General features: G+C 30.3%; 16 protein-coding genes and 1 tRNA gene. 13 read left to right on the forward strand and 4 right to left on the reverse strand.

Annotated features, from left to right (window positions below):
* Positions 1–171 precede the first annotated feature (171 nt).
* From I6E17_RS01930 to I6E17_RS01950, 5 genes are all read left to right on the forward strand, one after another.
* Complete coding sequence (locus tag I6E17_RS01930) at positions 172–558, forward strand: VOC family protein (RefSeq protein WP_235235154.1); 387 nt, start codon at positions 172–174, stop codon at positions 556–558.
* A 20-nt stretch (positions 559–578) separates the two neighbouring features.
* Positions 579–1,136 (forward strand): chromate transporter, encoded by a 558-nt coding sequence (locus tag I6E17_RS01935; protein WP_176829542.1) that lies wholly within the window; start codon positions 579–581, stop codon positions 1,134–1,136.
* A complete protein-coding gene (locus I6E17_RS01940; protein WP_176829541.1) occupies positions 1,136–1,717 on the forward strand; it encodes a chromate transporter in 582 nt (193 codons plus the stop codon). Before I6E17_RS01935 ends, I6E17_RS01940 begins: the two co-directional genes overlap by 1 nt.
* Positions 1,718–1,815: 98 nt before the next feature.
* Complete coding sequence (locus I6E17_RS01945) at positions 1,816–2,514, forward strand: Bax inhibitor-1/YccA family protein (protein WP_176829540.1); 699 nt, start codon at positions 1,816–1,818, stop codon at positions 2,512–2,514.
* Between the two features lie 109 nt (positions 2,515–2,623).
* Complete coding sequence (locus I6E17_RS01950; RefSeq protein ID WP_176829539.1) at positions 2,624–4,249, forward strand: Na/Pi cotransporter family protein; 1,626 nt, start codon at positions 2,624–2,626, stop codon at positions 4,247–4,249.
* A gap of 412 nt (positions 4,250–4,661) precedes the next feature.
* On the opposite strand, the gene I6E17_RS01955 is transcribed toward I6E17_RS01950, so the two are convergent.
* A complete protein-coding gene (locus tag I6E17_RS01955; RefSeq protein ID WP_235235156.1) occupies positions 4,662–5,834 on the reverse strand; it encodes a dicarboxylate/amino acid:cation symporter in 1,173 nt (390 codons plus the stop codon).
* Between the two features lie 158 nt (positions 5,835–5,992).
* Between I6E17_RS01955 and hflX the strand changes: the two genes are divergently transcribed.
* The 7 genes from hflX (at position 5,993) to pyrE (ending at position 13,474) form a co-directional block, all read left to right on the forward strand.
* Complete coding sequence (gene hflX, locus I6E17_RS01960; RefSeq protein ID WP_235235158.1) at positions 5,993–7,783, forward strand: GTPase HflX; 1,791 nt, start codon at positions 5,993–5,995, stop codon at positions 7,781–7,783.
* 269 nt (positions 7,784–8,052) lie between these two features.
* Positions 8,053–9,117 carry an aspartate carbamoyltransferase gene (gene pyrB, locus I6E17_RS01965; RefSeq protein ID WP_235235160.1) on the forward strand — a complete coding sequence of 355 codons (1,065 nt, stop codon included), beginning with the start codon at positions 8,053–8,055 and terminating at the stop codon, positions 9,115–9,117.
* 14 nt (positions 9,118–9,131) lie between these two features.
* The gene (locus I6E17_RS01970) at positions 9,132–9,935 is read left to right on the forward strand and encodes a dihydroorotate dehydrogenase electron transfer subunit (protein ID WP_235235162.1); all 804 of its coding nucleotides are present in this window, start codon (positions 9,132–9,134) and stop codon (positions 9,933–9,935) included.
* Positions 9,936–9,951: 16 nt separating this feature from the next.
* Positions 9,952–10,887 carry a dihydroorotate dehydrogenase gene (locus I6E17_RS01975; RefSeq protein WP_235235164.1) on the forward strand — a complete coding sequence of 312 codons (936 nt, stop codon included), beginning with the start codon at positions 9,952–9,954 and terminating at the stop codon, positions 10,885–10,887.
* A gap of 32 nt (positions 10,888–10,919) precedes the next feature.
* A complete protein-coding gene (gene pyrF, locus I6E17_RS01980) occupies positions 10,920–11,648 on the forward strand; it encodes an orotidine-5'-phosphate decarboxylase (protein ID WP_176829533.1) in 729 nt (242 codons plus the stop codon).
* Complete coding sequence (locus I6E17_RS01985) at positions 11,642–12,838, forward strand: dihydroorotase (RefSeq protein WP_235235166.1); 1,197 nt, start codon at positions 11,642–11,644, stop codon at positions 12,836–12,838. Before pyrF ends, I6E17_RS01985 begins: the two co-directional genes overlap by 7 nt.
* 3 nt (positions 12,839–12,841) lie before the next feature.
* The gene (pyrE, locus tag I6E17_RS01990; protein WP_176829531.1) at positions 12,842–13,474 is read left to right on the forward strand and encodes an orotate phosphoribosyltransferase; all 633 of its coding nucleotides are present in this window, start codon (positions 12,842–12,844) and stop codon (positions 13,472–13,474) included.
* Between the two features lie 124 nt (positions 13,475–13,598).
* Here pyrE and fabG read toward each other — a convergent pair whose 3' ends face one another.
* The 3 genes from fabG to I6E17_RS02005 form a co-directional block, all read right to left on the reverse strand.
* Positions 13,599–14,324: a 3-oxoacyl-[acyl-carrier-protein] reductase gene (fabG, locus tag I6E17_RS01995; RefSeq protein ID WP_176829530.1), complete on the reverse strand. Its 726-nt coding sequence runs from the start codon at positions 14,322–14,324 to the stop codon at positions 13,599–13,601.
* Positions 14,325–14,432: 108 nt separating this feature from the next.
* On the reverse strand, positions 14,433–15,818 hold the full coding sequence (gene pepV / locus I6E17_RS02000; RefSeq protein WP_235235168.1) for a dipeptidase PepV: 1,386 nt from the start codon (positions 15,816–15,818) through the stop codon (positions 14,433–14,435).
* A gap of 135 nt (positions 15,819–15,953) precedes the next feature.
* Positions 15,954–16,045 (reverse strand) — tRNA-Sec (locus I6E17_RS02005).
* A gap of 143 nt (positions 16,046–16,188) precedes the next feature.
* Here I6E17_RS02005 and I6E17_RS02010 point away from each other — a divergent pair.
* Positions 16,189–16,833 (forward strand): hypothetical protein, encoded by a 645-nt coding sequence (locus I6E17_RS02010; protein ID WP_235235169.1) that lies wholly within the window; start codon positions 16,189–16,191, stop codon positions 16,831–16,833.
* Positions 16,834–17,153 lie beyond the last annotated feature (320 nt).

Genomic DNA, 17,153 nt, shown 5'->3' on the forward strand with positions numbered 1-17,153 from the left:
TTAATAAGACAAGTTGGTATTTATAAGGGGAAATCTCTAAAAATCTGCATAAAACATATTGAATAAAAATGAAAAAGAAAACGGAATATAGATAAATAGAGATTTATATTTTAATACTTCTGTGATATAATTTTTACTAGAATTAAAAATATTATTTAGAGGAGGGGATTTATGAAAATCAATAGGATACATCATGTTGCTATAATTTGTTCAGATTATAAAAAATCAAAAGAATTTTATATTGAAAAGCTTGGTTTTGAAATTGAAAATGAAGTTTACAGAGAAGAGAGAGATTCTTATAAACTTGATTTAAAAGTTGCAGGAATCTATCAAATAGAACTTTTTTCTTTTCCGAATCCTCCAGAAAGAGTTAATGCTCCAGAAGCAAGAGGATTAAGGCATTTAGCTTTTGAAGTTAACAATTTGGAAGAAACAGTAACTGAACTTAATAAAAAAGGAATTGAAACAGAACCTGTAAGAATAGATGAAATTACAGGAAAGAAATTTACATTTTTTAAAGATCCTGACAATCTTCCTCTAGAAGTGTATGAAAAATAGTTTAGGGAGGAAATGAAAGAATGCTGGGAAAAATTTTTAAGACATTTTTCACATTAGGTTTTTTCTCTTTTGGTGGAGGATATTCAATGATACCTCTTATAGAAAGAGAAATCGTTGAAAAATATAAGATTATGGATAAAAATAAATTTGCAGATATAGTTTCTATTGCAGGAGGACTTCCTGGGGCAATAGGACTTAATATAGCGATATTTATTGGAAAAACAACATGTGGTTTAAAAGGTGCTATAGTTGGTGCTGCAGCAAGTGTTATTCCATGTCTTATTATAATATCAAGTATAATGGTTTTATTTTCAAATATAAGTGATAATCCTTATGTTATAAAAGGGCTTACAGGTGTAAGTGGGGTAGTTGTGGCATTTATTTTATATGCTACATATAAAATTGCATTGACAGCTTTTAAAAATTCTTGGTATGGAATAATAACTGTTATCACATTTTTTGTATCTTTGTTTTATAGTAATATTCCATTACCACTTATTATAATAATTTCTATGTTTGTAGGTATGGGAATAAATTGGGGAGTTGAAGTTTATAAAAAGATGAGAGGTGATAAATAATGCTTTACAGTCTTTTTATAATTTTCTTTAAATTAGGATTTTTCTCTTTTGGTGGAGGATATACTATGATTCCTCTTATTGAGCAGCAGCTTAATAATTATGGAATAGTTTTGACACCAGAAGTTCTTTCAAGTGTTGTAGCAATAGCTGGAGTATGTCCTGGGCCTGTGGGAATAAATCTTGCTATAGGTTTTGGGTATTCTCTTGGTGGCCCTTTAGGTGTTGCAGCAGCAGCTCTTGGTGTAACTCTTCCAAGTATAATAGTAGTAGTTGCAGTGTGTGCTGTTTTTGAAAAAATATATCATTCAAAGAATTTTAAAGCAGCTCTTTCAGGACTTAAACCAGCTGTTGTAGGTATAACATTTTATGCAGCAATTAAATTTGGTATAAAAAATGGAATAATTTTTTCAAAAGCACAAAATGCTGTTGAAAGTACAATGAATATAAACTTTATGGATATGGTTTTTAATATCCCTAGTGTAATAATAATAGCTGTTTCTTTTTTAATCCTTATGAAAACAAAAGTGCACCCTATAATTTTAGTAGTAGCAGGGGCAATACTTGGAGTTTTGATATTCTAAAACAGGAAAGCAGGCACAAGATATGGAAAAAATAGAAAAAATGTTGTATAATTAAACCACTGAAAGATTTTCATAGATTATACTAAGGAGGTATTAAAATGTACAACGAACAAGGTTATATAGATATTACAGCAAGCAACAAACTATTGAGAACATCATTTACTTACATGATACTGGGGCTTATTGTAACCTTTCTAATTCCTGTATACATTATGTTTTCACCAAATGGAGTGATGCTTGCACATTATATAGCTAGATTTTACACACCAATTATAGTTTTGGAGTTTGTTACTGTGTTTTTATTTTCTTTTAGAATTTATAAAACATCTTTAACTTCTGCAAAACTTATGTTTTTCTTTTATTCATTCCTTAATGGATTAGTTTTTTCTCTTATAGGAATGATGTTTATCGGAAATTTAATGATTATAGCTTATGCACTTCTTACTACAATTATAATGTTTGCGGTAATTGCAGTATATGGATATACTACTAAAGAAGATTTAAGCAATTATGGAGGATTTTTAAAAACAGGTCTTATTTCTCTTATTATAATGAGCTTAATCAATATGTTTATAGGTGCTCCAATGCTTTATTGGGCTGTAACAATTCTTGGTGTTGTTATATTTTCTGCTTTAATAGCATATGATGTAAACAGAATCAAGAATATGGCATATGAGCTAGCAGAGGGAGACGATGAACTTATAGGAAAACTTGGAATTATTGGTGCACTAAATCTTTATCTTGATTTTATTAATTTATTCCTATATATTCTTAGAATATTTTCAAAGAAAAAATAAGGCATAAAACCAAAGGCAGCTTTGAGCTGCCTTTTTTAATTATTTACTTTTTTTAAATAATATGTTAATCTTTTAAAAGGTGTAAAATTGAAATTGAATGGGAGGAAAGATGTATTTAAACATTATCTTCAATGTTATTGGCGGACTGGGTATTTTCCTTTATGGGATGGAAAATATGTCAGGAGGTATGCAGAAATTAGCAGGAAAAAAACTTAAAAAGATACTTGCAGCACTTACAACAAACAGAATAATGGCAGTTTTGATTGGAATATTTGTAACGATGCTTGTACAGTCATCTTCAGTAAGTACAGTAATGACAATAGGGTTTGTTAATGCTTCTCTGCTTACATTAAAACAGGCTCTTGGAGTAATATTAGGAGCTAACATAGGTACAACTGTAACAGGATGGTTGTTAGTACTTAATATAGGAAAGTATGGGCTTCCTATAACAGGTGCTGCAGCAATATCTTATGTGTTCTTTAAGAGTGATAAAGCAAGAACAAGAGCACTTACAGTTATGGGGCTTGGTCTTATTTTCTTGGGACTTGACCTTATGAGTAATGGTCTTAAACCTATAAGAACTATGCCTGAGTTTATTGAGCTTTTTAAACTTTTTAATGCAGACACATATTTTGGTGCTGTAAAAGTTGCTATTGTAGGAGCATGTATAACAGGAATAGTTCAATCTTCAGCAGCAACTCTTGGTATAACAATAACACTTGCTGTGCAGGGACTTATTGATTATCCGACAGCAGTAGCACTTGTTCTGGGAGAAAATGTAGGAACTACAGTAACAGCATTTCTTGCTTCTCTTGGAGCAACTACAAATGCCAAAAGAGCAGCTTATGCTCATACTATTATAAATACAGTAGGAGTTATATGGGTAACAGCAATATTCCCGCTGTATATTAAATTCTTAGGACATATTGTTGATGTAGAAAATAATATAACATTTGGAATAGCAACAGCTCATACAATGTTTAATGTGTTAAATGTATTTTTATTTATGCCGTTTACAGGACCTCTTTCATCTTTTCTAACTAAAATAGTAAAAGACAGTGGAAAATCAGATGAAAAAGTTACTAAACTGGATAAATTGATGGTTGGAACTCCAAGTGTGGTTGTTGGACAGACAAAAACAGAAGTTCTTACAATGGGACAAAATATAAAAGAAATGATGTTTGCTCTTGAAGAAACTTTTGCAAAGAATGAAATGATTTCTGATTTAAAACTTACAAGATTACAGAAAATAGAAAATGATTTAGATCTTTATCAGAAAGAAATATCAGATGTAAACTTTCTTATCCTTAATAAAGATTTAACAGATTCAATGAGAGAAGAAACAAGAAAGAATCTAGAAGTTTGTGATGAGTATGAAACGATAAGTGATTATCTGATGAGAATAGGAAAATCTATTAGAAAGATTCAAGATAATGATATAGAGATAAATGAAAAAGCAAGAAAAACATTATTTGATTTAAATGAAAATATAGAAATTCTTTTCAGAGAAATTAATCTTGCATATGAAACAAAAGATAAAGAAAGATTTATAAGAGCAATTAAACAATCAAATGAAATTACAGAGAAGTTCAGACAGGCAAGAAGTTTCCATCTTGCAAATGTAAAAGAGGGTTCTTCAGCAGTATTCAGTACAAGCTATATGGATATCTTAAATCATTATAGAAGAATAAGAGACCATATATTTAATATCATAGAAGTATTTACAAGATTATAGAAAATAAAATATAGAATTAAGAAAAAGATGCAGTAAAATTATAATAAAAATTTTTTTAAGTATTAAATAAGATATTATAATTTTAAAAAATGCATCTTTTTTTTATATTTTTTATAATAAAAATAAGTATAAAAAACTAAAATCAAAGATATTAGGAGGTAGAAAGAAATATTTATTAATATAGTAGCTTGTAAAATCATTTTTAAGGCAGAAAGAATATATTAGCGATAAAAAGTATTAGAAAAATAAAACCTGATGTTAAAAATGAAATGGTAAGTTCTGAGGACAAGTTCAAAATATTAAAATTATCTTGAACAGAAACAGAAGAGATGATAAGATTGTATTACATATTTTAAATAAAAAAAGAACGGCTTATTTAAGCCGTTCTCATAAAATTTATATTATTTGCTCATTATTTTTTTTCTAATTTAAATCCAGCAATTCTGTTTACAATTAGAGATAATGCACCGTCACCAGTTACATTACATGCAGTACCGAAACTGTCTTGTGCTAAGTAAAGAGCAATCATTAATGATAATAAGTTTTGGTCAAAGTGTAACATGCTTTCAAGTAATCCTAAAGCAGCCATTACAGCACCACCAGGAACTCCAGGAGCAGCAACCATTGTTACACCAAGCATTAAGATGAATCCGAAGAATGATCCAAATGTATAAGGCATATCATGTAACATCATAACTGCTAAAGCACAGCTTGTTAATGTAATTGTAGATCCTGATAAGTGGATAGTAGCGAATAATGGAATTGTAAATTCAGCGATACCATCGTTAACTCCGTTTTTCTTAGTTTGAGCTAAAGTAACTGGAATTGTAGCAGCTGAAGATTGAGTACCAACTGCAGTCATGTATGCAGGAACCATGTTTCTTAATAAAGTTATAGGGTTTGCACCGTTTAACATACCACCAACAGTAAATTGGAATAATAAGATAAGAAGGTGCATTATTATTATGATACCAAATACTTTTGCGAATACGCTTAGGATAGTTTCAACTTGACCAGCATAAGTCATGTTAGCAAATATACCAGCGATATGGAAAGGTAATAGAGGAATGATTATAACTTTAATGATTCCTTCAACGATTCCTTGGAATTCGTTCATAACATTTTTTATAGTGTGTCCTTTAGAAGCAGCAATTCCTAAACCTATAACGAAAGCTATTAAAAGAGCTGACATAACATCCATGATAGGTGGCATAGCAACTTTCATAAGAGGTCCAACAAGAGCATGTTCTGGGTTAGCAGCATCTATTGCAAGAGATCCAGCTTTTAAGAAAGAAGGGAATAAAGTACTGTCTACTAAGTAAGCAAAAGAACCAGATACAACTGTAGATCCATAAGCAACTAAAACAGCAACACCAAGAAGTTTACCAGCATTTCCACCAAGATCTCCGATACCAGGAGCAACGAAACCAATAATGATTAATGGGATAACGAATCCTAAGAAGTTACCGAATAATCCGTTGAATGTAGCAAGTAATTGAACAATAACCAATACCTTCATTTTTCCAAGTATGATACCAATTATGATACCAAGGATAAGTTTAGGTAATAAACCAAGTTTTTTCATAAAAATCTCCTCCCAAATCTTATATGTAGGTTAGTTTTATTATATAGCAGATATAATACGATTATATCTGTTTTGAATAAAAACTATCTATACCGATATATATACAATATATTAAAAAAAAATGCAAGGAGATTTAAAAATTTTTTTTAGGAGGGCATATGATAAGCGGCAACACAAATGGCATTAAAGACTATATTTTAAAAGAATTAGAGGCAACATGTGAAGAAAAAATTGAAAGAGGAAAATTTTTAAAAAAAGAGATTATAGAAAAAATTTCTGAAATCAGTGTAAAAATTAATAAAGAAATAAGCATAGCTGTGGATAGAAATGGTAAAACTGTGGATATAAACATAGGAGATAATGCCAGTGCACAGCTTCCAAGTGTTGAAATTAAAGAAAAAAGATTAAGTGGAATAAGAGTTATTCACACACACCCTAATGGAAATTCAAAATTATCTGATGTTGATATATCTGCTCTTATTGAACTTCAGCTAGATGCAATGATAGCTGTTGGTGTAGACAGTGAAGGGAAAGTCACAGGAGTAGGTATAGCTTTTTGTAAAGTTGAAAATAATATTATAGGTTATGAAGAGTATAGAGCAGCTAGTCTTGAAAGTGTGGAAGATTATAGTTATCTTGATAAGGTGGCAGAAATAGAAAAAGATCTTAGAATGAGAGAGATTCAAGATGAAAATAAAGATTTTGCAGTTCTAGTTGGAAGAGAAAGTATGGAAAGCCTAGAAGAACTAAAAGAACTTGCAGATGCTTGTGAAATAGAAACAGTTGATATAATTCTTCAAAAAGGAAACAATATAGACAAAAGTTTTTATATTGGAAAAGGAAAAGTTATAGAACTTGCTAGAGTAAAGCAGATAAAAGGGGCAAATCTTATAGTTTTTGATGAAGAACTTTCAGGGATACAAATAAGAAATCTGGAAGATGCTATAGGATGCAAAGTTATGGACAGGACATCTTTGATTCTTGAAATTTTTGCTAGAAGAGCTAGAACAAGAGAGGCAAAAATTCAGGTAGAACTGGCAGCACTTAAATATAGGAGTACAAGACTTATCGGATTTGGAACATCTCTTTCAAGGGTAGGAGGTCTTGGAAACAGAGGACTTGGAGAGACTAAACTGGAACTTGACAGAAGAAAAATAAGAGAGAATATTCATAATCTGAAAGAGGAACTTGAAAAAATCAAAAAAACAAGAGGAACTCAGAGAGAAAAAAGAGAAAAATCAGGAATGGGTAAAATTTCTCTTGTAGGATATACGAACGTAGGAAAGTCAACATTAAGAAATCTTATTGTAAGTACATATTGTAAAGAGAACAGCAGTAAAACAGAAGATGTTTTTGCAAAAGATATGCTTTTTGCTACTCTTGATACAACAGTGAGAGTTGTAGAACTTTCAGACAAAAAGGAAGTGGCAATAGCTGATACTGTTGGATTTATAAGAAAACTGCCTCATGATCTTGTGGAAGCCTTTAAATCTACTTTGGAGGAAGTAATTTTTTCAGATATTTTAATCCATGTTACAGATGCTCACAGTGAAAATTTATTCCAAGAAATTCAGGTTGTTGAAAATGTACTTAAAGAATTAGGTTGTGAAAATAAACCAACTATTCTTGCACTTAACAAGTCAGAACTTGTTTCTTCAGAAAAATTAGAAGAAATTAAAGAAAAATTATCAAAATATGAAATAATAGAAATAAGTGCAAAAGAAAATAAAAATATAGATAAGCTTCTTGAAATGGCAACAGCAAGACTTCCTCAGACAATGAAAAAAGCAGAATATCTTATTCCTTACAGCGATACATCAGTATCAGCATATATTCATAGCAATGCAATGGTAGAGGAAGAAGAATTCCTAGGAGAAGGAATAAAAATAGTAGCAGTTGTAGACGAAAAGGTTTATAATAAATGCAGAAAGTATATGATTTCAGAATAAGAAAAAATAAAAAAATTATTGAAGAAAAATGAAAAGTGTGATATACTCTTAACAATGTAAAAAAACAGGAGGGTATTAAGTGAAAAGAGAAAAGTTCTTTAAAAAAGAGAAAAATTATTTTAAAGATATATTTTCCGGGTTTGGTATTTTTATATTTTCACTTAATTTACCAAGTATTTTTAACAGTTTTTAATATTATAGGGAATAGAGGCTATAATTAAATTATAGTTTTTATTCCTTTTTTTTTATACATGTAAAGGGAGGAAAAAATGAAAAGCTTTATATCTATCAAGGAATTCACAAGAGATGAAATTTTAGAAATTTTAAAAAGGGCTAAGGAACTTAAAGAAAATCCTAATCCTGAACTTATCAAAGATAAAATAGCAGCAACTTTATTCTTTGAACCATCAACAAGAACGAGATTATCTTTTACATCAGCAAGTTTTAGAATAGGGGCAAAAGTTTTAGGATTTGATAGCCCTAATGCAACATCTGTTAAAAAAGGTGAAAGTTTAAGAGATACAATAAAAATGACAGAAGGATATGCAGATGTAATAATAATGAGACATTTAAGAGATGGAGCAGCAAAATTCGCAGATGATGTTTCATGTGTTCCTATGATAAATGCAGGAGATGGAGCAAATGAACATCCAAGTCAAACTCTTATAGATTTATTTACAATCCAAGAAGAGCAAGGAAGAATAGATAATTTAACAACAGCTTTTGTAGGAGATTTAAAATATGGAAGAACTGTCCACTCACTTGCAAGAGCATTGTCCAAATTTGAAGGACAAAAATTCTATTTTGTCGCTCCTGAAGAGATTCAAATTCCAGAAGAAATAACTAGTGAACTTGATGCTAAAGGAATTGAATATAAACTTGTTTCAGATTATAAAGAAATTTTAAGTGAAACAGATGTCCTTTATATGACAAGAATTCAACAAGAAAGATTTGAAGATGAAGCCCTTTACGAAAAAATGAAAGGTGTATATGTAATATCAAAAGATACAATAGTAGGAAAATGCAAAGAAAATATGATAATTCTTCATCCTCTTCCAAGAATTGATGAAATAGATATAGATCTAGATGATACAAAGCATGCATTATATTTTAAACAAGCAAAAAATGGAGTTCCTATAAGAGAAGCAATGATAGGAACTGCTCTTGGAAAATTAGATATTAATTATAAAGAAAAGAAACAAAATGAAATTATAAAAAATAAAGAAAGAGTATGTTCAAATAACAATTGCATAACAGCTTTTGAACAAACAGATAATAAGGTAGAAATTATTAACGGAAGAAAATATTGTTATTACTGTGGAAAAGAAATATAGGTTTAGGGGGAAAAATGTTTTTAGAAGATTGTAAAGTTTTAGAAAACAGCCATATAGGTGGAAATTATTATTTAATGAAGTTAAAGGGAGATAAAGTAATTGAGTCTTCTCAAGCTGGACAATTTTTTATGTTACAATGTAAAAATGGAGCTACACTTCTTAGAAGACCAATAAGTTTACATTATATTAATAGGAAGGAAAATGTTGTAGAATTCTATTATGAGGTAAAAGGAAAAGGAACTAAAGAGTTTAGCTGTCTTTCTGAGGGAGACTTTATAAATATTCAGGGACCTTTAGGACATGGATTTACAACAAATGTTGAGAAAAAAACAATAGTTGTAGTTGGAGGAGGAATGGGAATTGCTCCAATGAAACTTTTAATAGAGTGTCTTTCTGAGAAGAACAATGTAATATTTATCTGCGGAGGAAGAAATGCAGAAAGTGTAAAAATTCTTGAAAATATGAACCTTGAAGGAGTAGAAACTATAATAACTACAGATGATGGTTCAGTTGGAAGAAAAGGAAATGTAACAGGTCCTTTAAGAGAAATTTTATCAGAAAGAAAAATTGATGGAGTTTATACTTGTGGTCCTCATATTATGATGGAATTTGTAGCAAAAACTGCTGAAGAATTTGGAGTTTATTGTGAAGTATCTTTAGAAGAAAGAATGGCATGTGGAGTAAAAGCATGTGTAGGATGTTCAATTTTAACAAATCAAGGAATGAAAAAAGTATGTCATGATGGACCTGTATTTGACAGTAGAATAGTTATAGATGTTAATCCAAAAGAGACAGTTCCTTGCAGCTGCGGAAAATAATTAAGAGGTGAAAAGATTGAATAGATTAAAGGTAAATTTTTTAGGAGTGGAATTTGATAATCCTATAGTGACATCATCAGGATGTTTTGGTTTTGGAACAGAATTTAAAGATTACTGTGATCCCAATGTTCTTGGAGGAATAACTTTAAAAGGACTTACTCTTGAACCAAGAACAGGAAACCTTGGAACAAGAATAGCAGAAACTCCAAGTGGAATATTAAACTGTGTTGGACTTGAAAATCCTGGAATTGATTATTTTGAAAAAGAAATAATCCCAAATTTAAAAAAAGAGGGAGTAGACAAGACAAATATTATTGTTAATATAAATGGAAGCAGTGTTGAGCAATATGTAGAACTTGCAAAAAGAGTAAATGAAATAGAAGAAATTGACCTTGTAGAACTTAACATTTCATGTCCAAATGTAAAGGATGGAGGAATGGCTTTTGGTGCTAATCCTGAAGTTGCAGGAAGAACAACAAGAGAAGTAAAAAAAGTTCTTACTAAAAAACCTCTTATTGTAAAACTTTCACCAAATGTAACAAATATAGTAGAAATTGCTAAAATCGTTGAAGCTAACGGTGCAGATGCAATATCAATGATAAATACACTTCTTGGAATGAGAATAGATATAAATACAGGAAAACCTATATTAGGAAATGTTATGGGAGGACTTTCAGGACCAGCAGTTAAACCAGTAGCAGTGAGAATGGTTTATCAAGTTGCACAGAATGTAAATATTCCTATAATTGGAATGGGAGGAATTTCTTCTTATGAAGATGCTGTTGAATTTATAATGGCAGGAGCAACACTTGTATCTCTTGGAACAGCTCTTTTCCCAAATCCTGTTCTTCCAATAGAAGTAAGAGATGGATTACAGAAGTATGCAGAAGAGCATAATCTTGAAAATATTCAGGATATAAGAGGAATAACATTTAAAAATTTAAAAAAATAATAATATTTATATAAGAATTTAAGGGAGGAAAAATGGTACAGGCAAAAGACAGAATGATAATAGCTCTTGATTTTCCAACAATGACAGAAGCTATAGAATTAGTAGAAAAAATAGGAGACGGAGCTACTTTTTATAAAGTAGGACTTGAATTATTCCTTAATTCAAGTGGAAAAATGATAGAATATCTTGCAGGAAAACATAAGAAAATATTCTTAGATTTAAAATTCCATGACATACCAAATACAACAGCAATGGCATCAGTATTTGCTTCAAAAGAAAATGTATTTATGTATAATGTACATGCTACTGGAGGAAAGAAGATGATGTCTAAAGTAGTTGAGGAAGTAAGAAAAATAGATGAAAAATCACTTCTTATAGCTGTTACAATTCTTACAAGTTTATCACAGGAAGAAGTTAAAGAAACATTTATGACTGAAACTTCTATTAAAGATCTTGCAATGAATCTTGCAAGACTTGCAAAAGAATCAGGAATGAATGGTGTAGTATGTTCTCCTTGGGAAGCTAAATATATAAAAGAAGCTCTTGGAGAAGAATTTAAAACAGTATGTCCTGGTGTAAGACCAGCATGGTCAGCAACAAATGACCAAACAAGAATAATGACTCCTAAAAATGCAATGATGAATGGTTGCGATTTCTTAGTAGTTGGAAGACCTATAACTAAACACGAAGATCCTGCTTTAGCAGCAAGACTTGTTGTTGAAGAAATAGAAGAAGGATTAAAAGAGGCAGGAAAATGTTAATAAAAAACTGTAGATTAATTATTGATGGAACAGAGCAGATTAAGGATATTCTTGTTGAAAATGAAAAAATAGTTTCAATAGAAGACGATTTATCTGAAGTGTCTTCTCATGAAATAATTGATGCAGCAGGAAATTATGTTATTTCTGGAATAATAGATCCACATGTGCATATGAGAGATCCTGGAATGACTCATAAGGAAGATTTTACAACAGGAAGTATGGCTTGTGCAAAAGGAGGAATAACAACTTTCTTTGATATGCCTAATACAGTTCCAAATACAATAACGGAAGAAGCTCTTTTAGAAAAAAAAGAACTTCATAAAGGAAATTCTTATGTAGATTATGGTTTTTGGTTTGGAGGAAGCAAAGCAGATAACCATGAAGAAGTAAAGAAAGTTCAGGATAAAGTTATTGCTACAAAAATTTTTATGAATGTTTCAACTGGAAATATGCTTGTAGAAGATGAAAAAGTTTTGGAAGATATTTTTAAAAATTCTAAATTAGTTGGAGTTCATGCAGAGGGAGAAATGATACCAAAAGCAATTTCTCTTTCTGAAAAAACAGGTGTTCCTGTTTACTTATGTCATCTTTCAACAAAAGAGGATATTCAATATGTAAGAGAAGCTAAGAAAAAAGGGCTTAAAGTTTATGGAGAGGTAACTCCTCATCATTTATTCTTAAATATTTCTGATGTAGAAAAAAATCCTCTTTTAAGAATGAAGCCAGAGCTAAAAACAAAAGAGGATAATGAGGCTTTATGGGAAGGAATTCTTGATGGAACTATTGATACAATAGGAACAGATCATGCTCCTCACAGAATTGAAGAAAAGAAAGCAAAACTTACTTTCGGAATTCCAGGAGCAGAAAATTCTCTTGAAATGATGCTTAAAGCAGTAAGATGTGAAAAAATTTCTCTTGAAAAATTAACAAAAATAATGAGTGAAAATACAGCAGAAATTTTTGGATTAAAAAATAAAGGAAAAATTGCACCTGGATATGATGCAGACCTTGTTATAATAGATTTAACAACAGAGGAAATTATATCAGGAGACAATGTGATTTCAAAATGTGGATGGACTCCATATGAAGGATTTGAAAAAGGTGGAAAAATTCTTACTACAATAGTCAGAGGAAATGTAGTATTTAATGATGGTAAATTTATTAATAAAATTGGTAAGGAAGTGATATAGAATATGAGTACAAACAGAGCTAAAGATGTAGCAAAATCATTATTAGGTGTAGGAGCAGTAAGATTAAATGTTGCTGAACCTTTTACATTTGTTTCAGGGATAAAAAGCCCTATATACTGTGACAACAGAAAAATGATTGGATATCCAGAAGAAAGAAAAGCAGTTATTGATGGATATGTAGAAGTTTTAAAAGAAAAAGAATTTGATGTAATTGCAGGAACTGCAACAGCAGGAATTCCATGGGCAGCATTTATTGCTGAAAGATTAAATGTTCCTATGGCTTATATCCGTGGAGAAAAGAAAGATCATGGAGCAGGAAGACAAATTGAAGGTGCAGATTTTGAAGGGAAAAAAGTAATAGTTATAGAAGATCTTATTTCTACTGGTGGAAGTTCTATAAAAGCTGTTGAAGCAGCAAGAGCAGCTGGAGCAAAAGAAGTTGAAGTTGTTGCAATATTCTCTTATGAATTTGAAAAAGCTATTACAAACTTTGCAGCAGCAGGAATTCCATGGACAAACTTATCAGATTTTACAACATTAATAGGTGTTGCAACTGAGCAAAAATATTTAACAGAAGAAGAAAAAGAAATAGCTTTAAAATGGAATAAATCTCCAAATACTTGGGGAAGAGAATAATAAAAGATAAATAGATTATAGAGACTGTTGCAGATTTATAAAATGCAGCAGTCTTTTTATATTATCTAAATAAAAAAACTGCCCTAAAAATTTAAGGCAGTTTAAAAATTAATTTAATTTTTGATTAGAATGATAATCCACCAGAAACTGGAATTACAGCTCCTGTAATATAAGATGATTCATCACTTGCTAAGAATAATGCTACATTTGCAACATCTTCTTTAGTTCCCATTCTTTGTAGAGGAACTCCACTTAAGATTCCTTCAACAGCTTTTTCAGAAAGTTTATCTGTCATAGGACTTTGAATAAATCCAGGAGCTATACAGTTAACTCTTATTTGAGCTCCTTTTCTTGCAAGTTCTTTTTTCCAAGTATTGCTCATTGCAATAACTCCTGCTTTAGTTGCAGCATAGTTAGTTTGTCCGATGTTTCCATATAATCCTACTACTGATGAAAGAGTAATAATAGATCCTTTTTTATGTTTAGTCATAACAGGAGCAACAGCTTGAGTAACATTGAAAACACCCTTTAAGTTGATGTTTATAACAGCATCCCACTGAGCCTCACTCATTCTTACAAATGGGGCATCTTGAGTGATACCTGCGTTATTTACAAGAATATCAATAGTTCCAAACTCATCAACTATTTTTTTAACAAGAGCTTTTATACCTTCTCTGTCAGTAACATTTAATATTTCTCCTCTGACATTTTCCTGTTCAAATTCACATGGATTAATATCACAAGATATAACCATTTTTGCTCCTTCAGCAGCAAATCTTTCAACGATTGCTCTTCCGATTCCCATAGAACCTCCAGTGACAAGAGCAACTTTTCCTTCTAATCTATTCATTAGGACCTCCTAAATTATCTTCATAAATTTTATAATTACACCTGTAATCATAAGATAATTATAAAAAAATTATCAATTGAAGTCAACATATAAATTATTTTTTTAATCCTATTTTGCAAGTCTGTAAATAGTTTCAGCAAATAAAGGAAGAAGTGTATCAAGAGAAGCTAAATCTATACATTCATTTTTTTGATGCATTGAATCAGGAGTTCCCTTTAAAAGAGCACCAAATGCAACACAGTTACTTACAGCTTTAGCATAAGTTCCTCCTCCAGTAGAAATAGGCTGACTTTCCATATCTCCTGTCATATCTTGATAAACCTCCATAAGAGTCTTTACAAGGAAATTATCTTTAGGGATATAAAGAGGTTTTTCTTCTTTTAAAGGCTCAAAAGTTATACCGTATTCACTAAGAACAGAGAAAAGTCTTTTTTTGATGCTTTCAGCTTCAAAAGTAACAGGGAATCTCATGTCCATAGAAACAATAAGCTCTCCATTTTCAACATAACATTTTCCAAAATTTATTGTAATTTCTCCTGAAGGTTCATCAATAAGATTTAATCCAAGAAGTTTACCATTAAATTCCATTTGAATTTTATCGTTGAAGAATTTAATGATTTCTTTAAATCCATTTTCTTTGATATCTAATTTTCCTAAGAATATCATAAGAGCAGAAAGAGAGTTATAACCAAGAGAAGGATGTGCAGCATGTGCAGCTACTCCTTTAGATGTAATTATAATTCTATCTTCTTTTACTTCAAAAGAAATTTTGTTTTCTTTATTTTCGTTATAAAGAGGAAGTTCTTTTTCAATAGTCTCTTTATATGAAACAGGAAGAGATATTGTAGTTGTTTCAGGAACAGCATTAAATACATTTCCAGCCTTAACAGTTATATCAGAATCTGTTTTAATTTTAAATAATCCTCTTAAAATACCTTTTTCAGCGAAAGTAACAGGAAATTCACTGTCAGGAGTGAAAGATACAGCAGGGTGAGGCATTTGAAGTTTACCAAAGTAGTGATTCATACATCCCCATCCAGTTTCTTCATTTGCTCCAAGAATCATTCTTACTTTTCTTTTTAAAGGTATTCCTGCATCTTTTAAAGCTTTCATAGCATAAAGACAAATCATCATAGGGCCTTTGTCGTCAAGAGTACCTCTTCCATACATTTTATTGTCAACAATTTCAGCTCCATAAGGATTATAATCCCATCCACTTCCTTCAGGAACAACATCAACATGCCCAAGAATTCCAACCATTTCTTCTTGATCATCAGTACCAAAATCAATATGTCCTGCATAATTATCAAAATTTTCAACTTTAAATCCTAATTTTTCTCCTACAGAAAGAAAATGTTCAAGAGCTTTTGCAGGTCCTTCACCAAAAGGCATTCCTGGTTTTGCCTCTTCCTCAACACTTTTTATTCTTATAGATTCCTGTAATGATTTAATAAGGTCATCTTTATATTTTAAAACTTCTTTGTGTAAATCCATTATATCCTCCTTGTATATTTTTAAAAAAGGGCAGTAAGGATTACTGCCCTCGTTTTTTAAATTTTACATGTATAATCTTTTTCTGTCAAGACATGTCTTGAATTAGAAAAATATAATCTTGTAAGATAAAGCATATGGCGGAAATGTACAGGAATCGAACCTGTCAGCGACACCGCCGCCTAGGCAGTTTTGAAGACTGCTGAAGGCACCAGCCCTCTCACACTTCCATTAAGTTTTCTTTATAAATTATATCATAATTTTAAATAAAAATTAAGAAAAGAAATATAAAGAAAAGGAAAATAAACAAGGTGGAATTTTCATTGAAAAATGTTATAATAAATATGAAAGAATATAGAGTAAGGAGAAAGTAATGAGATACATCAGCGATGAAAAAGAATTGAGAAAATTAGCTATTTATACTAATATAGAAAGCATTAAAAAAAACCTTGAAAAATTTTTTTATAAAGAAGAAAAAGAGATTCCAGAAGATGAAAGAATATTTGTGTCTATTATAGATTCCAGTGAACCTTTTTCAACAAAAAGTACTTTAAGTTCAGAAGTTATTTTTGATGTTACAGGAGGATATCCAAATTCAAAGCAAAGAGTATATAAGGGAGTGAACAAAGCTTCTTTATCTAAAGCAGAATTATGGCTTGAAATAATAACAAGTGTATTTTCTGTTGAAATATCAGCTGATAAGCTTGATCTTCCAGGATATCTTGAAGAACTTGAAAGATATCAAAAAATGGATATAAAAAAATATATGCTCACAGAAGAAATGATTAAAGATTTAGAAGGATATGAGGAACTTCCTAAATCTAAAATAAATCACCAGAGATTTATTTATGCAGTTATAAATGGATATATAGTATTTCCTGTAAAAGCAAAGGAAACTATTATAAAAGGTATGAAATGGAAATATGGAATAAAGGCTTTTCAAAAAACATGCAAATATATGTTTGATAAAAATGATACTTCTTTCGGATATGTTTATGAGATAAAAAAAGAAATATAAAATATAATTGAAAGCTGTTTTTAAATTATAAAAATATTAAAAAACTTATTTTTATAAATTTAATATACAGCTTTTTTATTTTTTTGTAATTTAATTTAGGTGTTCATTTACAAAGGATAGTTTAAATTTTGTAAAAATAAAATAAAAATTTTTAATATTTTTTCAAAAAAGTTGTTGACGAATTTCAGATATTGTGGTATTATACATCTTGTCCGTGAGAAACAGGACAAAGCAAATAACTAAGGACATTAACAACAGAATAGAGAATAATATGACAAAACAAGCAAACCTTAATTGGTGTTAAATAAGTAAGTAAACAT

This window comes from Fusobacterium perfoetens, from assembly GCF_021531595.1.
Classification (GTDB): Bacteria; Fusobacteriota; Fusobacteriia; order Fusobacteriales; family Fusobacteriaceae; genus Fusobacterium_B.

What these genes read in the sequence shown, in the direction of transcription:
- I6E17_RS01930 (WP_235235154.1), top strand. Translation starts at nt 172, where the DNA reads ATGAAAATCAATAGGATACATCATGTTGCTATAATTTGTTCAGATTAT.
- I6E17_RS01935 (WP_176829542.1), top strand. Translation starts at nt 579, where the DNA reads ATGCTGGGAAAAATTTTTAAGACATTTTTCACATTAGGTTTTTTCTCT.
- I6E17_RS01940 (WP_176829541.1), top strand. Translation starts at nt 1,136, where the DNA reads ATGCTTTACAGTCTTTTTATAATTTTCTTTAAATTAGGATTTTTCTCT.
- I6E17_RS01945 (WP_176829540.1), top strand. Translation starts at nt 1,816, where the DNA reads ATGTACAACGAACAAGGTTATATAGATATTACAGCAAGCAACAAACTA.
- I6E17_RS01950 (WP_176829539.1), top strand. Translation starts at nt 2,624, where the DNA reads ATGTATTTAAACATTATCTTCAATGTTATTGGCGGACTGGGTATTTTC.
- I6E17_RS01955 (WP_235235156.1), bottom strand. Translation starts at nt 5,834, where the DNA reads ATGAAAAAACTTGGTTTATTACCTAAACTTATCCTTGGTATCATAATT.
- hflX (WP_235235158.1), top strand. Translation starts at nt 5,993, where the DNA reads ATGATAAGCGGCAACACAAATGGCATTAAAGACTATATTTTAAAAGAA.
- pyrB (WP_235235160.1), top strand. Translation starts at nt 8,053, where the DNA reads ATGAAAAGCTTTATATCTATCAAGGAATTCACAAGAGATGAAATTTTA.
- I6E17_RS01970 (WP_235235162.1), top strand. Translation starts at nt 9,132, where the DNA reads ATGTTTTTAGAAGATTGTAAAGTTTTAGAAAACAGCCATATAGGTGGA.
- pyrF (WP_176829533.1), top strand. Translation starts at nt 10,920, where the DNA reads ATGGTACAGGCAAAAGACAGAATGATAATAGCTCTTGATTTTCCAACA.
- I6E17_RS01985 (WP_235235166.1), top strand. Translation starts at nt 11,642, where the DNA reads ATGTTAATAAAAAACTGTAGATTAATTATTGATGGAACAGAGCAGATT.
- pyrE (WP_176829531.1), top strand. Translation starts at nt 12,842, where the DNA reads ATGAGTACAAACAGAGCTAAAGATGTAGCAAAATCATTATTAGGTGTA.
- fabG (WP_176829530.1), bottom strand. Translation starts at nt 14,324, where the DNA reads ATGAATAGATTAGAAGGAAAAGTTGCTCTTGTCACTGGAGGTTCTATG.
- pepV (WP_235235168.1), bottom strand. Translation starts at nt 15,818, where the DNA reads ATGGATTTACACAAAGAAGTTTTAAAATATAAAGATGACCTTATTAAA.
- I6E17_RS02010 (WP_235235169.1), top strand. Translation starts at nt 16,189, where the DNA reads ATGAGATACATCAGCGATGAAAAAGAATTGAGAAAATTAGCTATTTAT.